The following is a 20,433-nucleotide window of genomic DNA, read 5'->3' as shown; positions in this document are numbered from 1 at the left end:
CAAGAATTATTCCATAAACCTCATCAAATCCCCATGTACAATGTCATCAGACAGCCTTAGCTCTTTTCTCGAGATATCCATTAACGGTTCACAGCTATTAATATCTGTTTCTTCTTCCGATTTGCTATTGAAGCATTTACCGGCTTTATAAAAGTAGTCTTTAGCCATAAAGCTACCATCCCGGAAAATAACTGGATGATGGGGATCCCTTGTAAAAAGGTTATGTCCGAAGCTGAAATTATTCTCAGCACTAATGCCGAGCAGATGAAGGATCGTTGCCCTGATATCGATTTCCCCGCCAATGTTCGAAAACGTTTTGCCTTCCACACCTGGCACATGAATAATCAGCGGCACACTCTGCAGCTGCATGCGATTAACAATGGTATCTTCCTGTCCCAGCAGCTCCAGAACGCCATGTTCGTATTTGTCCGAGATGCCATAATGGTCGCCGTACAATACAAACATCGTATTTTCATAAAGTCCGCTTGCTTTTAAATCCTGAAAGAATGTTTTAATGGCTTCATCCTGATATCTAACGGTTGTCACATAGCGGTTGACGACCATTTCACTCGTGCTGGCCTCAGGAATGAACTGATCTTCCTCCTCCAGCAAAAATGGGAAATGGTTTGTCAATGTGATAAACCTGGCATAGAAAGGCTTTTGCAGTTTCTCCAGATGCTGAATGGACTGCCGGAAGAATGGGATATCCTTTATGCCGTAGTTCACTGAGCTCTCTTCTGTGACCACATAATCGGCTTTTGAAAAATAACGATTATACCCCAGAGAATCATACATGGCCTCCCGATTCCAGAACGAAGCGTCATTCCCATGAAAAACAGCTGAGTAATACTTCTCATCAGATAGAATATGCGGCAGGCTTCGATAAGCGTTTTCCGTTTTTCTGACAAACGCAGATCCGCTGGATAATGGATAAAGGCCTGTATCGATCATGAATTCCGAGTCGGATGTTTTCCCCTGCGCGGTCTGATCATAGACCCGGCTGAAATAAAAGCTGTCTTCAATCAGTGAATTAAGGAATGGCGTAATTTCCTGGCCATTCACCTTCTGATTGATAACAAAATTCTGTGTGGACTCCATACTGATGAGAACGACATTCATTCCTTTTGCCGCGCCAAAGTAATCTGATGGCTTATCTTCTTGAGATTGGACATATTCTGCTGAGGCTTCTGCGTCAGAGGGACTGGCAAAAGCGCGATTGAGCGGGTATGATGCAGCGATGCCAATATCATAGAGATGATACTGATACAATCCAATATGCTTAACAAGCTGCTGGCGATTATATGATTCCGAAAATAAATGAGGCACTTTCACCATGCCGAGAATAATGGTCATGAATACAAATAACATACTGACAGCCGTGTAAAATCTCTTTGATTTTGCTGTGATTTGCTCATGTACTGATTTCCGTTTTATATATAAAAGCCAAAAAACGGCCAGATCAGCAAATAACAGAAGATCCCATGGGCTAATCAATTCAAGTGTACTCGGTCCAATCCCTCCGACATTTTTAAACTGAAAAAGAATCGGAACGGTTACAAAATCAGTATAAAAACGATAATAAAGCAAATCCCCAAAAAGAATGCCCGTCAAAATGACCATTGTTGCAAAAATGGCTGCCGGTTTCACCTTTCGCTTAAAATAAATATTAATTCCAAGAATGACCATTATGGCCCCAATCGGGCTTAAAATCATAAATAAAATATCAGTCCAGTTCTCCGGATGCAGATTAAATCCGATAAAGGATACAATGACCGTTTTAACCCAGATTAAAATGACGGCAAACCAAATGGGTGAAAGCCTTTTAAATAACTTCATAATCATACCGCTTTTCATATTGTTTTTCTAAAATACCTGCCATCATTTCGAGTGATGCCATGACCTTCTGCTCTTCCTGTGCCCCCATTAGAGCCACCTGAACCCAGTTTCTCTCAAGCAGGTACCCGCTTTCATAGCTTAGAAGAATTCCTTTCTGTTTGCATGTGTCGCCAAATTCCCTGCTGGAAATGCTCTGCGGCAAACTGATAGTCAGGATGCCAGGGGAATAATCATCGTCTCCCAGAACAGAAAATCCGCTATCTTTCAGCCTCATTCTTGCTTTTCCAGATAAAAGATTTAATTTCTCATAATCTATCAGCTTTATACTCTCTTTTAATGCGCTGACCAGATTGGACGAATGGGTGTATGGAATGCTTTGGTTTTCTTCGTACATCTTTAAGTCCAAGTATCTTGGAACAGCACTGTTCCCTTTAATTTTGTCACGATGGAATACGATTGCCAGACCCGGATAGGAACCAAATCCCTTTCCGCTGACGGTCGATGCAAAATAAATATTCTTAAGATTCAACGGCAAAATTCCGGCCGTGCTGCATGCATCCACGCAAAGCTCGGCACCATGCTCCCCGCATATCTCCTGAATACCGCTGATATCGAATACATACCCAGTCGAAGTTTCACAATGCACGGTCCACACCCATTTTATGGATGGGTTTTCTTTCAGCATGCAGGCTATTTCCTCGTGGGTAATCGGTTCATTCCACTCTCTTTCAATCGTTTGAAAAGATAATCGAAACCTTCTTGCATGATCTATGAGACGAAAGCCAAATTCGCCATTGGCCAGGATCAGCCCATCCCCTTCGAGGTGTTTCAGCTGTGCTGCCACAAGATCATTGGAAAGTGTTCCCGTGCCAACAACAACTTCAGCATGTGAGGCATCTGTCATCTTGCATAATTGAGAACGCAAGTCTTTCAAACCGCTGATAAAATCATGATTGCGATGAGATACGGCTTCTTTTGAAAAAGCCCTTTTCACTTTTGCATGAATGGGCACCGGACCCGGCAAAAAGGAATGCTGATCGACGGGCACTGAATTTCTGGCCATTAAGCGTTCAAATGCTTTCGTTGAACGTTCGAAATTCTCTTTTGTTAAATACATGGGCTGAAACTGGGCTCCTTCCTCTCCTGTCAGAGGACCAAAAGGCAGAAATCCCATCCGCTTATACAATTTCAGCTGCCTGACCGTGCCCGATATCAGCGCCATCGTATAATTTTTTTCGAGGCAAAGCTCTACAAGCTTTTCACAAAGCTGATAAAAAACACGGGTGCTGCGAAACTCTTTTTTGACTGACAGCAAGCGGATCTCACAAAATTCTCCCTTAACAGGCAAGTATTCTTCGAGATTAGGAAGCTTATAATCAAGCGAAAATGGCCTTTTGGCACGGATCGCGATCATTCCGGCAACTTCCTCGCCAGCCTTGGCAATGACATATGTATTTTCTTCATGAAATTTATCAATTAAATGCTGATCATCATTTTGCTTATGCTGAGGAATTTCTTCCACAAATGTCTGGTAGTTCAGCTGATGAATTTGTTTAAATTCATTAAGTTCGGTTGCGATTTTGCAGATAATATTCACAGTTTACCTCCTATGTTTAGGCATGATGAAATGGGTATGGGAAATGAAAACAATCAAAAGCAGCAGCAGGAGGCCTGCCGAAATGATGAATGAATCACCAATCACCCAGGCTGTAATGGGAATTGAAGCCATGGCGATAAAACCTGATATTGTATACTTCCGGAGAACTGCATAGGCAATTCCCATCGTGATAGCCATTATCGCTATTGTTAGTGGTTCCAAAAACAAGGCAGAAGCCAAGTAGACAACCACTCCTTTTCCACCATGAAACCCCAGCTGAATTGGAAACAAATGGCCAATAAGAACACAAAAAGCGCTAAGAATTAATAAACCATCACCTTCAAACATAAGTTCAGTTACATATAAAGCTGTCCATGCCTTTCCAGCATCAATTGCAATTGTCAGCAAGAACCCCTTCTTGCCGGTTGCTCTCCCTGCATTAGTAGCCCCTACATTCCCGCTCCCCTTTTTTCTTATATCCTCTTTTGCTATGTATTTAACCACATAATAAGCCCCGGCTACGCTCCCAAATGTGTAGGAAAAGATCATAACCATCAGGGCAGTCCACACATCATCGATCATAAGCACCTATCCCGCCCTTTACTAATTAAACGATCAAAAAGGGTAAAAAGTTTCATATATTTACAAAATTACAATCTATTAACTGATAAAGATAGTATAACACCCCTTATTTTACCATTAAACAAATTGAATGCCAGAGCCTGATTTCATAATTCCCCTATTTTACTGCAAACCTTAAACTTTCTGAAAAGATTATTTTTTTGTGTTGACTTTGTTTATTAATCGCATATAATTTGCATTAAGGCAAAACTTTTTAATATATCCATAAATCTTGTCCGTGTGACGTATAATTGCATATAAACAATTAATTTGAATCAATTTAAATTTGGAAAATAAAGGGGGATAAAATGATGAAGGATCCGGCAATTAGCATAGAGGATTTGCATGTTTCCTATTTCGGAAATGAAGCGGTGACAGGAGTCAGCCTTACTGTTAATACAGGTAATCTGGTAGGAATTATCGGGCCGAACGGCGCAGGTAAATCGACTTTTTTAAAAGCCATGCTAAATCTTATACCAAAGGATAAAGGTGCAGTTAGAGTGATGGGAAAATCCATTGCTGAAGTTCGCAAAAGCATCGCCTATGTGCCGCAGCGGAATGCCATAGACTGGGATTTCCCAATCACTGTGCATGATGCGGTTCTTATTGGGACCTACCCCCATTTAAAACTGTTCCGCCGTCCAAAGAAAAAGGATAAAGAGTGGGCCATGGAATGTCTTCAGCGAGTTGGCATGCAGGAGTTCAGCAAAAGGCAGATTGGGGAACTATCAGGCGGCCAGCAGCAGAGAGTTTTTCTTGCGAGAGCACTTGCTCAAAAAGCGGATTTGTTCTTTCTGGATGAGCCATTTGTTGGAGTTGATGTATCCAGTGAGGAAACCATTGTGAACATTTTGAAGGAGCTCTGCAGACAAGGAAAAACAGTGATTGTTGTACACCATGATTTAAGTAAAGCAAATGATTATTTCAACCAGTTAATTCTGCTAAATAAGGAATTGATCAGTTTTGGGACCGTTGAAGAAGTGTTTAAACCTGAAGTAATTGCAAAAGCATACAAGGGGCAATTTGCTTTTATGAATGAGATTGGGGTGTCGCTATAATGGCTTTTATTGAAGCGGTCATGCAATATGGTTTTCTGCAAAAAGCGTTATTAACCTCGGTTATGGTAGGAATTATCTGCGGAGTCATTGGGTGCTTTATCATCCTTAGAGGAATGTCTCTCATGGGAGATGCCATATCACATGCTGTCCTTCCAGGCGTCGCTATTTCATATATGCTGGGAGTTAACTTCTTCTTTGGAGCAGTCATAAGCGGAGTGATTACAGCTATCGCCATTGGGTTTGTATCCCAAAACAGCCGGATAAAGCATGATACCTCGATTGGAATTATGTTTACAGCGGCATTTGCTTCAGGAATCATTATTATTACCATGCTTAAAAGCAGTACAGATCTCTACCATATATTATTTGGCAATGTACTGGCAGTAAGATTATCCGACATGTGGATCACACTGGGCATCAGCCTGTTTGTATTGGGGGCTGTATACCTCTTTTACAAAGAATTATTGGTCACCTCGTTTGACGAAACGATGGGAGCAGCTTACGGACTGCCAGTTCGTTTCATTCATTATTTCCTAATGACTCTCTTGACGATGGTAACCGTTGCATCCCTCCAGACAGTAGGTATTGTCCTGGTTGTTGCCATGCTGATCACCCCTGCAGCGGCAGCTTATCTGTTAACCGAGCGGCTGTGGATGATGATTTTCCTTGCGTCTGGCATTGGTGTAATTTCATCCATCGTGGGACTATACTTTAGCTTTACCTACAACTTAGCTTCAGGAGCAACAATAGTCATATCATCCACTGCTATTTTCATTCTCGTTTTTTTATTTTCACCTAAGCATGGGCTAATATGGAAAACGCTGAAAGTAAAGAAAAAGAGAGCTTCATTAGTTTAATTTTAATAAAAACAAATTTTTTTAGGAGGGAAAACCGATGATTAAAAAAGGCTTTCTTTTATTAGCTGCATTCCTTCTGTCTGTGTTATTCCTGTCAGCCTGCAGCAGCGGAACAAGCAGCACCTCGTCCAATGCAGATGGGAAAATCCAAGTTGTGACTACCTATTCGATTGTGTATGACATTGTTAAAAATGTAGGCGGGGATTTGGTTGAGATTCATAGTTTAGCACCCATTGGCTCCAATCCCCACGAATATGACCCCCTTCCTGAGGATGTGAAAAAAACAACGGATGCAGATGCAGTATTTTACAACGGGCTGAACCTGGAAGCCGGCAACTCATGGTTCAATAAGCTGATGGAAACTGCCGGAAAAGACGGTGAAGATGCGCCTGTCTTCCTAATGAGCAGAGGCGTTGATGCCATGCACTTAACCACAAAGGGCAAAGAAAGTGAAGAAGATCCCCATGCCTGGCTGGACATCCGAAATGGGATCAAATACGCGGAAAATGCCAGAGATGGACTTATCAAAACAGATCCAGACAATAAAGAGATTTACGAAAAAAACGCTGAAGAATACATTGCAAAGCTTCAAGAGCTGCATGATGAAGCAGTCGAACATTTTAATGAAATTCCAGAAAACGAACGTGTTCTCGTAACAAGTGAAGGTGCTTTTAAATATTTCAGCGAAGCCTACGGATTCCAGGCAGAATACATCTGGGAAATCAACCAGGAAAACCAGGGAACACCAGACCAAATTACAAGAATTACAGATATTATTAATGAAAAAGGAATTACAGGACTATTCCTGGAAACAAGCATTGACGCAAGAAGCATGGAAGCTGTATCCGATGAAACCAATGTTCCAATCATGGGAAAGGTATTTACAGACTCCTTGGCAAAGCCGGGTGAAGATGGCGATACTTATATTTCGATGATGGAATGGAATATTAAAACCATTAAAAAAGGCTTGACCCGGTAATAAAGGTCACTATTCCAGCAAGCAGGTGAAACATGTGATCCCCATTAGTTCAAAGAGGTATATTCTCGAGATATATTTATTACAGGAAGCACATGGGCATGCGACCATTTCCGGCATTGCAAAGGTATTGAGGGTCACCGTCTCAGCTGCATCTAAAATGGCCGGAAAGCTTAAAACAGACGGTTACATTCATTTTCAGCCCTATGGAACAGTTACTTTGACAAAAGCCGGATTAGAAATTGCCAAAAAACTCTTCCAAGATCATCAGGTTTTAATGGAGTTTTATCAAATAATCGGGGTTGAAGAGAAACTGATCAAAAAGAAAGTTAGGGAAGTTGAAATGCATATCGGTACGGAAGTTGTTTTTAAAATTAAGAGCTTTATAGAAAATCATAAGAAAAACGCTTGAATATTCAAGCGTTTTTTTGTCCTGATGATTTATTCAGCCCACTGAACCTTCAGAGTTGATCATACTTCTGAATGCAGTTCAAAAAATCTTATTTAAGGAATTGTCACTTTCATTGGATAAGAGTGCAGAAGAGATAGAAGAACTAGTGAAGGAAATGATAAAAACAAGCAGATAACAGAAAAAAGAATGTCCCTTCTGCATGTGATATTCATCGGGACATTCTTTTTTCATGGTTGAATAAGCTAATCAGGCAGTTCTTTTCCAAATACTCTCCATGTTCTCAAGAGTCTTCCCTTTCGTTTCAGGTACAAACTTCCATACAAAAATGGCTGAAAGAACACTCATCAGTCCATAGAAGCCGTAAGTTAAGCCGCCGCTGAATTCCATCATCATCGGATAAGTCGATGAAATAAAATAGTTTGCCGCCCATTGTGCTGCTACAGCTACCGCAACTGCCTGTCCTCGGATTTTGTTTGGGAAAATTTCAGAGATCAATACCCAGCATATCGGTCCCCATGACATCATGAAGGAAGCTGTGTAAACGATGATAAAAATTAATGTGCCCATGCCGATTATATTGGAGAAAGCCATTCCTGCTACTCCAAACATCCCGATGGCCATGCCAATGGAACCTGTGATCAATAATGGCTTGCGTCCCCATTTATCTACAGTTAAAATTGCCACAATTGTAAAGATGACATTTATGACACCCATAACAATCGTCTGCAGCATCGAGGCATCCTTTGCTGCTCCCATGCTTTCAAAAATTCGCGGTGCATAGTACAAAGCAACGTTGATTCCGACAAATTGCTGGAATACAGAGAGCAGAATTCCTATAACAATCACTAATTTTCCGTATGCAAACAGCTTTTCTGCTGGAACATTTGCTGAGGCTGCTACCGATTTTTTGATTTCACCCAAGATCGTTTTAGCCTCTGCTGCACCATTAATTTTCGTAAGGACTGCTAAAGCTTTATCATCATGATTATGAATGGCCAGGTAACGTGGTGTCTCCGGAACCAGGAGCAGCAGAAGACCAAAGGCAAGGGCCGGAATAGCTTCTGAAGCAAACATGTACCTCCAGCCAACATCATTGATCCATTCCAATGGACGGCCGCTGGCAATGCCCCAGTTTACAAAGTACACGACAAGCATCCCGAAGATAATCATAAACTGATTGAATGAAACAAGGCGTCCGCGGATATCGGCAGGTGCAATTTCGCCGATATACATGGGAACAATAGCTGACGCCAGACCAACCCCAATTCCGCCAATAATGCGATAAAGATTAAAAGTCAATAATAGCGAGATGGTCGGTTCCCCTTTAGTGAAAAATAAAAATTCAGGGAAAGCGGATCCTAATGCAGATAAGAAGAATAGTACAGCCGCGGCTATCAGCGATTTTTTCCGCCCAAATTTCGACGCAAAATAACCGGATATTAAACCGCCAATGATACAGCCAATCAATGCACTTGAGGTTGTCGCCCCGTGAGCCAGCGATCCTAATCCCAAACTATTAATCAGATAGATTTCCAGTGACTTTTCAGCTCCGGAAATAACAGCCGTATCATATCCGAAAAGCAAACCGCCTATCGCAGCAACCAATGTAAGTGAACCAATATATAGAGAGTTCCGATTCTGTTTCATAGATTGTAAAAGACAGATTTGAACCAAAATAGAGCGCTTACAATTTTACATTAATAATTCAAATCCATCTTTACTCCTTTCTATTAGAAATGATTAAACAACAAGAAACTTGAAACTGGTTTTTGTTTTGAAGACCTCATTTTTCTCCAGGACAATAGAAGGAAAGTTTTCATGATGAACAGCATCAGGCGGACATTGAGTTTCAAGACACAGCCCCAAATGGCTTCTTGACTGAACACCTCTAATTTGAAAATCATTTCCGAGCATATTCGCTGTATATAAAACAACACTCGGCCTATCCGTTTTCACTGTCAGTTTTCGTCCGCTGGCAGAATCCACTACAGTCATTTCACCTGTATTTAATAGAAATGGATGATCATAACCTCCGCCCGCAAGCATGTTCTGCTGATGGCCGGACTTTACGCCTTCTTTGATTTTCTTCCCTGCTCTGAAATCAAACGGTGTATTTTCAACATGTATGAGTTTCCCAGTAGGAATCAATGTTTCATCAAGCTCCAGAAAGTGATCGCTTTGCATGGTCACCTCGTGCTCCAGAATGTCCCTCTTTAAGTCCCCGCTTAGGTTAAAATAAGTATGGTTTGTCAGATTGATGATCGTTTTTTCATCAGATATCGCTTCATAACTAATGACCAGTTCATTCTCATTGTTCAGTGTATAGTTTACCGTTACCTCAAGTGTCCCAGGATACCCGTGTTCCCCATCCGGGCTTACATAGGAGAACCTGATATTCGCCTCATTCATGCTCTTTTCGGCGGCCGAGTCCCAAATAACATGATGAAAGCCGCCTGAACCTCCATGCAGATGGTGTTCCCCATCATTTTTTTGCAGCTGGTAAGCAGTTCCATCAAGAGTGAAAGCCGAGCCCGCTATCCTTCCGGCCACCCTTCCGATAATAGCGCCGAAGAATGGTGAATAATTAATATACTCTTCAAGAGTGTCAAACCCCAGGATCACATTCTCTATATTTCCTTTACTGTCAGGGACAGATATCCCGGTAATGATTCCCCCGTATTCGATACACGATACTTCCATTCCATGATCATTGCTGATTGTATAGGATTTAATCTTGTGTCCATTCCATTCGCCAAATATACTTTCAGTTATGTTCATGTCGATCTCCCTCAAGTCAGCTTACTTTTTTCTAAACCCGGCCAAACCCTCATTCAGCTTTTTGGTTTGCGCATAAACTTCTTTGTATAACTGGAAAAGCTCCTGATATTTCTTAACGTTTTCAGGGATTGGAGTATATGTCTTTTCGTATGTTATGAAGTTTTCGGCACAGGCTTCCAGAGATTCATACCATTTACATCCGTATGCTGCTAGCATAGCCGCACCTACAGCAGGTCCTTGTTCACTTGAAAGCTTTACAATTGTGCAATTGAAGATATCGGCCTGGATTTGCAGCCAGGCCTCACTTTTAGCTCCTCCGCCGATTGAAATAATGGTATCGACAAGCTTTCCGCTTTCCCTGAATATTTCAATCGATTCATTTAAAGAAAAAGTAATACCTTCAATGACCGATCGTACAAAATCATTTCGATTATGTGAGGAGTCCATGCCGATAAAGCTTCCCCGAATTTGTGAATCTGCATATGGTGTGCGCTCACCCGCTAAATAGGGTGTAAATAAAAGTCCGTTCGACCCAATCGGAACCTCGCTCATTCCAGCCAACAGGGAATCGAATGATTCCATTTCTGCAAACGCATCTTTAAACCAGTTCAAACTATGTCCTGCTGCCAGGGTTACGCCCATTGTGTAATAGGCATTTTCTTCACCATGATTAAAATAATGGACTTTCCCCTGAAAATCCTTGTCATTTTGTTCTTCATAGGATAAAACGACCCCGGATGTCCCAATGCTGCATAATGTTTTGCCTTCCGACAGAATGCCGGAACCGATCGCACCGCAGGCGTTGTCAGCTCCTCCTGCAAATACCTTAGTTAAAGGAGATAATCCCGTCTTCTCAGAAATCTCAGGCTTTAACGTTCCTACACATTCATGGGATTCAACTAAAGGCGGACAGATATTCACATCAATCCCCGTTAGCCCGCAAATCTCTTCACTCCACATTTTCCGGCCGGCATTCAGCAGCAAAGTACCCGCTGCATCACTATATTCACTATGAATCCTGCCAGTCAGTTTAAAGCGCAGGTAATCTTTAGGGAGCATAAATACAGACGCTTTTTCAAAAACTTCCGGCTCGTATTGCTTCACCCAAAGCAGCTTTGGTAAAGTAAAGCCTTCCAATGCCGGATTCTTTGTAATTTCAAGCAGACGCTTCTCACCAGCCATGTCATAGATCTGTTTACATTGCTCTGTCGTGCGGGTATCATTCCAAAGGATTGCATTACGCAGAACCTTATTCTCTTCATCCAGAAGGACCAGACCGTGCATTTGGCCTGAAAAACTGATTCCTTGAATGTCTTCCGCACTTCCATCAAACTGCTCTGTAAGTTCTTTAAGAGCAGCCACTGTTTTATCAACCCATTCACCAGGGTCCTGTTCACTATAACCCGACTTTTCATGAATGAGCGGATAAGACCTGGAAACTTCGCTGCATACTACTCCCTTTTGATTCATTAATAAAACTTTTACCGAGCTCGTGCCAAGGTCAATCCCGATTACATATTTCATGATTGATCATCCTTTAGATAATGAAATGTATGCTAAGTTTTAGTTTTTAAAAATGTACTGGGACACTTTTGTATTCCCAGTACATTTAATCTTTTTATATTAATCTATTACGCTTTTACACTCGCATAAGCTTCGAGAATGTATTTATTTAAGACAGCTTTTAGCTGTTCCTGTCTTCCTGATTTATTTTCAATCTTTTCAAGCTGAAGGGCATGCTTTTCAAGCTTGCGGAAGTCTGCCTTTCCTTCAACGATTTCAAGGCCGATGCCTTCTGTATAGCTGCTATATCTGTCAGCAATAAAATTGTCTAATACTTTATCTTCCATTAGACGCTGTGCAACCTTTGCGCCAACCGCAAATGTGTCCATTCCTGCAATATGAGCATAGAACAGGTCCTCAGGGTCAAATGATCCTCTTCGTACTTTCGCATCAAAGTTAAGGCCGCCTGTTCCAAGGCCGTCATTTTTTAGAATTTCAACCATTGCCAGTGCTGTAGAATAGATGTCTGTCGGGAATTCGTCAGTATCCCATCCCAGCAGGGTATCACCCTGGTTTGCATCCACTGAACCAAGCATTCCATTTATGCGTGCTGTGTGCAGTTCATGCTCAAATGTATGGCCGGCAAGGGTCGCGTGGTTTGCTTCAATATTGAATTTAAAGTAGTCTTTTAAGCCGTAAGATTGCAAGAATGATAAACTGGTTGCCACATCAAAATCGTATTGATGTTTGGTGGGCTCCTTCGGTTTTGGCTCGATTAGGAATTGTGCGTCAAACCCAATTTCCTTTGCATAATCGATTGCCATATGGAAGAACCGCGCAAGATTATCGAGTTCAAGCTTCATGTTCGTATTCAGCAGTGTTTCGTATCCTTCGCGGCCGCCCCAGAACACATAGTTCTCAGCACCCAGCTCCTTGCCGATCTCAAGTCCCTTTTTCACTTTTGCAGCAGCATAGGCAAATACATCAGCATTAGGTGCTGTCGCCGCACCGTGCAGCCAGCGCGGATGCGAAAACATATTAGCGGTATTCCATAATAACTTCGTTTTGCTGGACTTCATGTATTCCTTTATCATGGCCGTAATCTCATCTAAGTTCATAAAAGTTTCGCTTAATGAATCGCCTTCAGGCGAAATATCAGCGTCATGGAAACAGAAAAACGGAACATTCAGTTTTTCATAGAATTCAAAGGATGCTTCAACACGCGCCTTGGCCAAATCCATTCCGGAAAATCTGTCATAGGAACGGATCATCGTTCCATTTCCGAAAGGATCTGTGCCTTCCGCAGTAAACGTATGCCAGTAAGACACTGCAAAACGGAGAAGGTCTTCCATTTTTCTGCCGTTGATCATTTCTTCAGGATTATAATATTTAAAAGCCAATGGATTATTAGAATCTGGACCTTCGTATTTTACTCCACTCACATTATTAAAGTAGTTCATTTTCATTCCTCCATCTTCTCTTTTCATTTGTTATCGCTTTCATTTGATTACAAATCGATTTTACCACCATAAACTTAGTTTGTCTATCGAATGAACTAAGTTTTATTTTTATTTTTAATTATGGTATAAATGGAATATGATTGTAATAGACAAAGAAATTGAGGATTTGAGGAGAAAGATAATGACTTGGAATCAGCAGCTGGTAAAAATGAAAAACAAATCACGCGTTCTGCAGACGATCATCGACCAATCCCCTATCTCCCGGGCTGATATCTCACAGCATTTGGGACTGACTAAAGGAACTGTTTCCTCTTTAGTCAACGAGCTGATAGAAGAACAAATCTGTTCCGAAACAGGACCGGGCAAATCGAGCGGAGGACGGCGGCCTGTGATGCTGCTCTTTAATGAACAAGCAGGATATGCCATTGGAATTGATTTAGGGGTTAACTATATTTTAGGTGTCATGACTGATTTATCGGGGAATATTGTGAGCGAACATTTGAAGCATATGAATAGCATGAGGTATGAAGAAACCATTCTTGTCATAAAAGAAGTTATCCAATCCTTATTGGACTCAACCCCTGAGAGCCCCTATGGCGTGATTGGAATCGGTATTGGAGTGCCGGGAATTGTAAATAAGGAAGGCAGCAATATCCTGCTGGCACCTAATCTGGGCTGGACAGATATCCATTTAAAGGCAGAAATTGAGACAGAGTTTCACCTTCCCGTTATTATCGACAACGAAGCGAACGCCGGAGCATACGGGGAAAAGCGTTTCGGAGCCGGGAAAAACTTTGAGAATCTCATCTATGTTAGCGCTGGAATTGGCATTGGAGTCGGCTTTATTTTACAAAACAGCCTTTACCGTGGCGCTGAAGGATTCTCCGGTGAAATGGGCCATATGGTGATCGATATAGATGGAAAAGAATGCAGATGCGGCAGCAAAGGCTGCTGGGAATTGTACGCTTCTGAACAGGCATTGCTAAACCAGGCAAAGAATATTGAATCATACTTAAAACGGGATAATTTGAACCTGGAGTCATTAGTTGAAATGGCCGAAGAAGATGAGGAAGTAAAGGATCTGTTCCATCAAATCGGCCGATGCCTTGGCATTGGCATAAACAATATCATTAATACATTCAACCCCGAGCAAATCATTATCGGAAATCGCTTAGCAATCGCCAAAGAATTATTACTGGATTCAATAATGGAAGTTGTCAAGACTCATTCCTTAAGATTCAATCAGGAAAACGTAAACATTACATTTGCAGATTTATCGATCTACTCAACAGCACTTGGGGCTTCAGCTTATGCCACAGAAAACTTTCTGAACTCGGATCTGCAGGAGAATTTAAATAAGCAGGAAAATTGATTGACCTATCAAACTCCTGCCGACCTAAAGTAAATCCTTTTTTCATTGTAATTTCTTTTAAAAAAACACCGGATTATTCATACTAGAATAATCCGGTGTCATACTTAAAAGAGTATCATAAATGTTTTTATAGTGAAAAGGAGTAACCTTTTTCTTCACTCAAAGCTTTTCTATATATCTTAGAGGCTGCCATAGTGTCCAGAAACCCAACCCCGACAGATTTATAAAAGGTTATTTCACTTGATTTTTCACGTCCAGCTTTTTCCCCGCATACTATTTCACCAATTTCACCATAAATGAGATGCGTATTCCATTCTCCTTTATTATGCGGAACAAGGAAATCTCCAGCCTCGTGCATGGCTCCTTCCAATGTATCGACAACTACTTTATTGCTCCTGATAAGTGTTAGGGAATCAACCTCTTGCATATGCGCCTGATAGGAACCGATGGCATTAATATGAGTTCCTTCCCTCAGTACAGATCCATTAAATATGGGTGTTGAACTTTTCGTACTGCAGATGACAATATCTGATTGGGCAGCAGCCTCATCGGCAACCGCTTGAATTGTAATGGTCCCCCTCCAATCTGGATACAAAGAATGGATTTCATTTTTGAATACTTCCGCTCGTTCTATTGTGCGATTATATAAAATGATATGTTCTAATTCCATCACAGACATGACAGCTTGAATTTGGCCTGCAGCTTGAGCTCCGCACCCTAATACAGAACAGACTTTTGAATTCTTCCGAGCTAAATATTTCGTTGCCACACCGCTTGAAGCACCTGTTCTTAAGACCGTTAAGTAGCTGGCATCCATTAACGCAACATGCTCGCCTGTACGAGTATCAGTCAGCAGAATCACTCCCTGTAGAACTGGTTTGTCCCCGCCGGAATTGCGGGGAAAAATGCTTACAACTTTAACTGCTGTATAATTTTCTGGTTCAATATAGGAAGGCATATATAAAGTTTCCGCTTCGTATTTAGAATGAGGAATCGACATTCTTACAGGTGTCAGCGTTTTATTCCGTTGGCCATAACTAAATGCTTTTTCAACATCCTGAATACACTCTTCCATTGAGTATAATTCTTTTATCGTTTCTTTACTAATCACTAACATAGTAATTCACTCCAATATGAACTTGTCGTATATTCGTTAATAGAATCAATTATTTTCTCCCCGGAGCTCAGTTTTTTGGCTTCTTTCTACATATTGACAGTTTTATTTTGATTTTCATGTGTTTTCTTTGAAGAGAACCTGTCCAATCTAAACGGAGTTAAATCAATATCTGAATTGCCCTTTGAAATTAGGTCACTCATAGCACTGCCTGTTGATAGTGCCATTGAAATTCCACTCATCGCATGGCCGGACGCGATAAATAGATTATTCAGAGAAGGCACTTTGCCTATTATTGGCAGACCATCGGGAGTCATAGGCCGCATTCCGCACCATGGCTGCTCATCTCCGCGAACTGCTGTACGTAAATATTGAGCCGCAGAACTCTTTAAACTATCAATTCGGCGCTGATCCAGATTAGTATTAATGCCCGAAAGTTCCATTGTTCCCCCGATTCTTACTGAATCATGAAACGGGCTAATCGTCACCCTTGAATCCCCTAAGTAAAGCGGCTGCTGAAACTGAATGGAAGGATTTGAAATGGTGATGCTGTAGCCTTTCCCTGCAGTCATGGGGATGTGCAATCCAGCTTGTCTTAAAACCAGGCCTGCCCAGGCTCCTGAAGTGACAAGAAAGTGATCCCCTTCCATGGTTTGCTCTCGGATTTTAACCCCACTGATCTTGTCCCCTTCTTGGATGAATCCCATTGCTTCCGTATGGGAAAGCACTTCAACCCCATTCGAGATAAGCCAGTCTTTTAGAGCTTTTGTAAGGGTTTCAGGGCGAACATGCCGTTCAGAAGGGAGATAAATGCCTCCAGCCACTGCATCAGAAAGGGCAGGTTCCATTTCTAGTACTTCTTTTTTAGATTTTGCAGCAGGCGCAGGCAAACCAAAGCTCTCAACAATACTATAGTTATCTAGCTTTTCATCAATATAACTTTTGTCTAAGAATACAAAAAGCAGCCCTTTTCGATACATTTCAAACTCCAGACTGCCATCTTGCTCCAGTTCATCGAATAATCTCAAGGTATTTCTGCTCAATTCCAAACCAGCGGCATACCCTTTCTGGTAGGCCTCTTCACTGCAATACCTCCAGAATTGGAGTAGCCAGGGGGACAATGAAGCGAAAATGGATGGCTTAATATATAGAGGGCTATCCCGTTTTAACATCCACTTCAAACTTGCCTTAATCAGACCCGGAGCAGGAACCGGATCGGATAAACTGGGGCACACCCATCCCATATTTCCGCTCGAACATTCCGCTCCGGGTTCACCTTTGTCAATTAATACTACATCCAACCCCTTTTTCCTAAGGAAAAAAGCGCTTGCTAAGCCAATGATTCCTCCGCCAATAACGATAGATTTCGTCATTACCTTCCCCTCCATTATTAGTAATACTTCAAAATAGGATAATACTATAATTGTACAGATAGAATATTCTGAACAAAATGTACAAAATATATGATAAAAAGGGGTTGTAAGCTAAATTTTTTGTGGCATTTTACATTCTAATATGCAGGAATTAAAATACATAGATAAGATTATGGTAATAATAATCTAATCCTAGCTGGAATTAGCAGTATTTTTTGTGAAATTTGCACATAGATAAAGACTTTCATAGATAATATATTTTAAATACAGAATTTTTTAAATAAATCGAATAATCTAGCGATGAAGGAGGGATAATATATAGCGGGTTACTCTGGTGGTTCGATCTATTTATGCAGCACGCACCCTAATTATGTATTAGAGATCCTATATTTTTGAGGCTTTATAACAAAGGGGTTGTTTTATTTGAAAGAAAACCAGGTAGTTTGGGGTTCAAGGATTGGATTTATATTGGCAGCAATGGGTATGGCAGTGGGTACCGGAAATATTTGGAGGTTCCCGCGAATGGTTGCTGAACATGGCGGAGGTTCTTTCTTAATCGGCTGGGCCATTTTTTTATTTGTCTGGTCATTGCCGCTTATCATGGTTGAAATATTCATCGGAAGAAGAACCAGAATGGGAACGATGGGATCCTTTGGAGAATTTATCGGCAAAAAATTTGCCTGGTTTGGACCTATCATCACGATCGTTTTAGCCGGAATCACATTTTATTATTCTGTAGTAGTGGGATGGACTTTTAAATACTTAATCTTAGCATTACAGGGAACTTTTACAGAAAAAATTGACTCAGCTGCCCAGTGGGAAAACTTTACGGGTCATGCGGCAGAACCAGTCATTTATCACTTTATTGCAGCTGCTCTTTGTGGAATTGTCGTTTTTATAGGGGTTACAAAGGGAATTGAAAGAATATCTAAGATATTCCTGCCGCTTTTATTCCTCTTACTCATCTTTACTGCTTTCCGCTCCATCACCTTGCCGGGAGCAATGGAAGGGCTTTCATACATGTTTACACCTCAGTGGGAATATCTAGGGAAAGCATCAACTTGGCTTCAAGCTTTATCCCAATCTGCATGGTCAGTCGGTGCTGGCTGGGGATTGTATGCCACATATGCCATTTATACAAAAAAACGTGATGACATTGCCCAAAATTCGTTAACAGCAGGCCTCGGAAACAACTCAGTCGAATTACTTGCCGGTTTAACCATCATTCCAGCTATCTTTGCTTTAGCGCCTTCGCAAGAATATATTACCCAGGCAACAAGTTCAGGCAACACCGGATTAACCTTTATTTATATGGTAGAATTGATTAGCGTCATGCCGCAGACTTATATCTTTGGCGTTGCATTTTTTGGTGCATTGGCATTTGCAGCTTTTACTTCATTAGTTGCAATGGTTGAATTGATTACTAGAAACCTGTCAGACTATGGAATCCGCAGAAACAAAGCAATCCTGCTAACTGTTGTTTTGATTTTTCTTGGAGGGATCCCTTCAGCCATTAATATGAAAGTGTTCAATAACCAGGATTGGGTTTGGGGAGTTGCGCTGCTGCTTTCATGCTTCCTATATGCGTACGCTGCGATAAAATATGGTGTCGAAAAAATGCGTAACGAGATAAATGAAGTCAGCTTCATTAAGATAAACAAATGGTGGGTTTATTCCATTAAGTATTTAATACCCGCTCTGATTGTCATTGTAACTGGATGGTGGCTATATCAGGGTGTGACATGGTATCCTGACACTTGGTGGAAGCCATTCGAAGAATTTAATGTTGGAACAATAATCCTGCAGCTCGGAATTACTTTCCTGCTTGCATTCGTGCTGCTTCGATTTAATAAAAGATTAAGAAGCTCTGTAATAGAAGAAGGACTAAACGATCAAGAAACTCCGATTCCTTCAAATACAGACATCAAGGAGGAATTATAATGACTGCATCTGCAATAATTATGATGATCTTTACCTTGGGCTTATTCTGGGGGGGCTTTTCCTATATGATTTATAGAACCCTTACAACAGACTACCATGACAAGTAATTAAATAAAAAAGGTGCCAGGTACCATATTTCATGGTTAACCTGGCACCTTTTATTTATTTACTCCGTATGAACATAATGTTTGCTTAATAAATACCTATCTACTTTTCTGCTTACAGTTAATCCGTTCTCTATTGCCCCGTCAATGAAGCCTGCCCAGCCATTTGCATAAGTCGTACCAGCTAAAAACACAGAACCTTCAGGCGTGTTCCACTCTTCATGATAGGCAGTTAACTGTTTGGGTCTCAGCATTGGCCAGGTTTCTTTTGAGAACTCGTCATTGACCCAATCGTGTCCTGTGCTTTCAAGTACTTGTATATCCGGAATCCAGTATTTTAATGCCTCTTCTACCGCTTCCCTGTCGTTCGGATTCAGCTTTGCTGCACTTGGACCAAAACCGACAAGGATGCTATTGCCATCAGCATACCGATCCAAATGAACTGAATTTAAAGAATAGCTGCCAGGGGCTAATGCATCGAATGGCTCTAATTCTCCTTTCACTTTTGCCCACACTTTAACGCCTTTTGAGGTTTGTCCCTCTCTGGAAGATTCCCTTTTTGCTTCTGAAAGCGATGGCTGGAACTCAATATTATTTAGTGTCGATAATGGTACTGTAACGATCACTGCCTTGGAAGCATAACATTCCCCTTCTGCCGTAAAGACTTTAGCAGATCCATCTTCATGTTCAATTCGTCCAACGATAGCAGATAACTTAATTTCCGCACCACTGTCCGCAGCAATTGATTCGATTAACTTTCTGGTTCCATGTTTTATGCGGAAGCTCGAGACCATCGCACTGTGAGTATCCCAGTTTCCTTGGGAAAAAGCCCACCAGCGAAATATCTGTGTAACCGCACCCTCTGCAGGATCTCCGCAATAATCTGATCCAATCCAGCCATGCAGCACATCGAATTCTTCTGTTGTTAAATTGATATCTTTTAAGAATTGCTCTCCAGATACATGATCCATATTCCGGAAACTTTCTGTATAAAGGGGTTCAAATGGATATGGCATATGCTTATTGCTTTCCTTCATGACCCTTTCAACAGTTGCTCTAAGCCTTGCTTTAAACTCATCAGCTGTTGATGAATAAGTTTTTCCGCCTGTAATCCAATACACTTTTTCTGCTTTTGGCCCTGAAGCCAGTTCAAGCCCATATCGTGTAATTTCAGACCATACATGCGGCTGATGCCAATGAACATATGTACCTCCCATTTCGAGGTCTAACCCTAAACGGTGATCCACCCATGTTCTGCCGCCAAGTCTATCACGCGCCTCCAGGACTAATACTTTTTTGCCCAGCATCTTTAACTCCCTTGCAGCAGTCAATCCGGAGAAACCTGCGCCAATGATAATAACATCATAATTTTTTATAGTCATTTTCTTCATTCTCCTCTCAGTTTCATGAAATAAACTGCAGCGCCTTATA

The 20,433-nt window shown here is 41.3% G+C and carries 17 protein-coding genes; 7 read left to right on the top strand and 10 right to left on the bottom strand.

From position 1 onward, the window contains the following. Nucleotides 1–6: 6 nt before the first annotated feature. The 3 genes from MKY20_RS16205 to MKY20_RS16195 are packed head-to-tail and all read right to left on the bottom strand — an operon-like array spanning nucleotide 7 to nucleotide 4,015. Nucleotides 7–1,836: an LTA synthase family protein gene (locus MKY20_RS16205; protein WP_341001992.1), complete on the bottom strand. Its 1,830-nt coding sequence runs from the start codon at nucleotides 1,834–1,836 to the stop codon at nucleotides 7–9. After that, nucleotides 1,823–3,433, bottom strand: a complete 1,611-nt coding sequence (locus tag MKY20_RS16200; protein WP_251267173.1) for an aminotransferase class V-fold PLP-dependent enzyme — start codon at nucleotides 3,431–3,433, stop codon at nucleotides 1,823–1,825. Before MKY20_RS16200 ends, MKY20_RS16205 begins: the two co-directional genes overlap by 14 nt. Before the next feature lie 3 nt (nucleotides 3,434–3,436). Next, the gene (locus MKY20_RS16195; RefSeq protein ID WP_251267172.1) at nucleotides 3,437–4,015 is read right to left on the bottom strand and encodes a glycerol-3-phosphate acyltransferase; all 579 of its coding nucleotides are present in this window, start codon (nucleotides 4,013–4,015) and stop codon (nucleotides 3,437–3,439) included. Nucleotides 4,016–4,365: 350 nt separating this feature from the next. On the opposite strand from MKY20_RS16195, the gene MKY20_RS16190 reads away from it, so the two are divergent. The 4 genes from MKY20_RS16190 to MKY20_RS16175 are packed head-to-tail and all read left to right on the top strand — an operon-like array spanning nucleotide 4,366 to nucleotide 7,357. Beyond that, a complete protein-coding gene (locus MKY20_RS16190; RefSeq protein ID WP_251157008.1) occupies nucleotides 4,366–5,112 on the top strand; it encodes a metal ABC transporter ATP-binding protein in 747 nt (248 codons plus the stop codon). Further along, nucleotides 5,112–5,969: a metal ABC transporter permease gene (locus MKY20_RS16185; RefSeq protein ID WP_251156993.1), complete on the top strand. Its 858-nt coding sequence runs from the start codon at nucleotides 5,112–5,114 to the stop codon at nucleotides 5,967–5,969. Before MKY20_RS16190 ends, MKY20_RS16185 begins: the two co-directional genes overlap by 1 nt. Nucleotides 5,970–6,006: 37 nt before the next feature. After that, nucleotides 6,007–6,948, top strand: coding sequence for a metal ABC transporter solute-binding protein, Zn/Mn family (locus MKY20_RS16180; protein WP_251267170.1), 942 nt, complete (start codon nucleotides 6,007–6,009; stop codon nucleotides 6,946–6,948). A 34-nt stretch (nucleotides 6,949–6,982) separates the two neighbouring features. Beyond that, entirely contained in the window at nucleotides 6,983–7,357 is a 375-nt protein-coding gene (locus MKY20_RS16175; RefSeq protein WP_019381293.1) for a metal-dependent transcriptional regulator, read from the top strand. 246 nt (nucleotides 7,358–7,603) lie between these two features. Here the strand turns inward: MKY20_RS16175 and xylE are convergent, their stop codons facing one another. From xylE to xylA, 4 genes are all read right to left on the bottom strand, one after another. Beyond that, nucleotides 7,604–9,004 (bottom strand): D-xylose transporter XylE, encoded by a 1,401-nt coding sequence (gene xylE / locus MKY20_RS16170; protein ID WP_009334246.1) that lies wholly within the window; start codon nucleotides 9,002–9,004, stop codon nucleotides 7,604–7,606. Between the two features lie 93 nt (nucleotides 9,005–9,097). Further along, nucleotides 9,098–10,135 (bottom strand): aldose epimerase family protein, encoded by a 1,038-nt coding sequence (locus tag MKY20_RS16165; protein ID WP_019381291.1) that lies wholly within the window; start codon nucleotides 10,133–10,135, stop codon nucleotides 9,098–9,100. A 21-nt stretch (nucleotides 10,136–10,156) separates the two neighbouring features. Further along, nucleotides 10,157–11,659: a xylulokinase gene (xylB, locus tag MKY20_RS16160; protein ID WP_019381290.1), complete on the bottom strand. Its 1,503-nt coding sequence runs from the start codon at nucleotides 11,657–11,659 to the stop codon at nucleotides 10,157–10,159. Between the two features lie 107 nt (nucleotides 11,660–11,766). Then, nucleotides 11,767–13,098, bottom strand: coding sequence for a xylose isomerase (gene xylA, locus MKY20_RS16155; protein WP_341001986.1), 1,332 nt, complete (start codon nucleotides 13,096–13,098; stop codon nucleotides 11,767–11,769). A 181-nt stretch (nucleotides 13,099–13,279) separates the two neighbouring features. On the opposite strand from xylA, the gene MKY20_RS16150 reads away from it, so the two are divergent. Then, a complete protein-coding gene (locus MKY20_RS16150; protein ID WP_341001983.1) occupies nucleotides 13,280–14,470 on the top strand; it encodes an ROK family transcriptional regulator in 1,191 nt (396 codons plus the stop codon). 127 nt (nucleotides 14,471–14,597) lie between these two features. Here MKY20_RS16150 and MKY20_RS16145 read toward each other — a convergent pair whose 3' ends face one another. Both MKY20_RS16145 and MKY20_RS16140 read right to left on the bottom strand, forming a co-directional pair. Beyond that, nucleotides 14,598–15,587 carry an ornithine cyclodeaminase family protein gene (locus tag MKY20_RS16145; RefSeq protein WP_251174472.1) on the bottom strand — a complete coding sequence of 330 codons (990 nt, stop codon included), beginning with the start codon at nucleotides 15,585–15,587 and terminating at the stop codon, nucleotides 14,598–14,600. An 86-nt stretch (nucleotides 15,588–15,673) separates the two neighbouring features. Further along, on the bottom strand, nucleotides 15,674–16,957 hold the full coding sequence (locus MKY20_RS16140) for an NAD(P)/FAD-dependent oxidoreductase (protein ID WP_019381286.1): 1,284 nt from the start codon (nucleotides 16,955–16,957) through the stop codon (nucleotides 15,674–15,676). Between the two features lie 423 nt (nucleotides 16,958–17,380). Here MKY20_RS16140 and MKY20_RS16135 point away from each other — a divergent pair, with 423 nt between their 5' ends. Next, nucleotides 17,381–18,898: a sodium-dependent transporter gene (locus MKY20_RS16135; protein WP_341001981.1), complete on the top strand. Its 1,518-nt coding sequence runs from the start codon at nucleotides 17,381–17,383 to the stop codon at nucleotides 18,896–18,898. Then, nucleotides 18,898–19,005, top strand: a complete 108-nt coding sequence (locus MKY20_RS16130) for a MetS family NSS transporter small subunit (protein ID WP_019381284.1) — start codon at nucleotides 18,898–18,900, stop codon at nucleotides 19,003–19,005. The genes MKY20_RS16135 and MKY20_RS16130 overlap by 1 nt, the downstream gene beginning before the upstream one ends. 59 nt (nucleotides 19,006–19,064) lie before the next feature. Here the strand turns inward: MKY20_RS16130 and MKY20_RS16125 are convergent, their stop codons facing one another. Continuing rightward, nucleotides 19,065–20,384: a flavin monoamine oxidase family protein gene (locus tag MKY20_RS16125; RefSeq protein WP_019381283.1), complete on the bottom strand. Its 1,320-nt coding sequence runs from the start codon at nucleotides 20,382–20,384 to the stop codon at nucleotides 19,065–19,067. Between the last annotated feature and the right edge of the window lie 49 nt (nucleotides 20,385–20,433).

This window comes from Cytobacillus sp. FSL W8-0315 (assembly GCF_038002905.1).
Taxonomy (GTDB): domain Bacteria; phylum Bacillota; class Bacilli; order Bacillales; family Cytobacillaceae; genus Cytobacillus; species Cytobacillus pseudoceanisediminis.
Note: the sequence above shows the minus strand (reverse complement) of the source record. Positions and strands in the feature narration are given on the sequence as shown.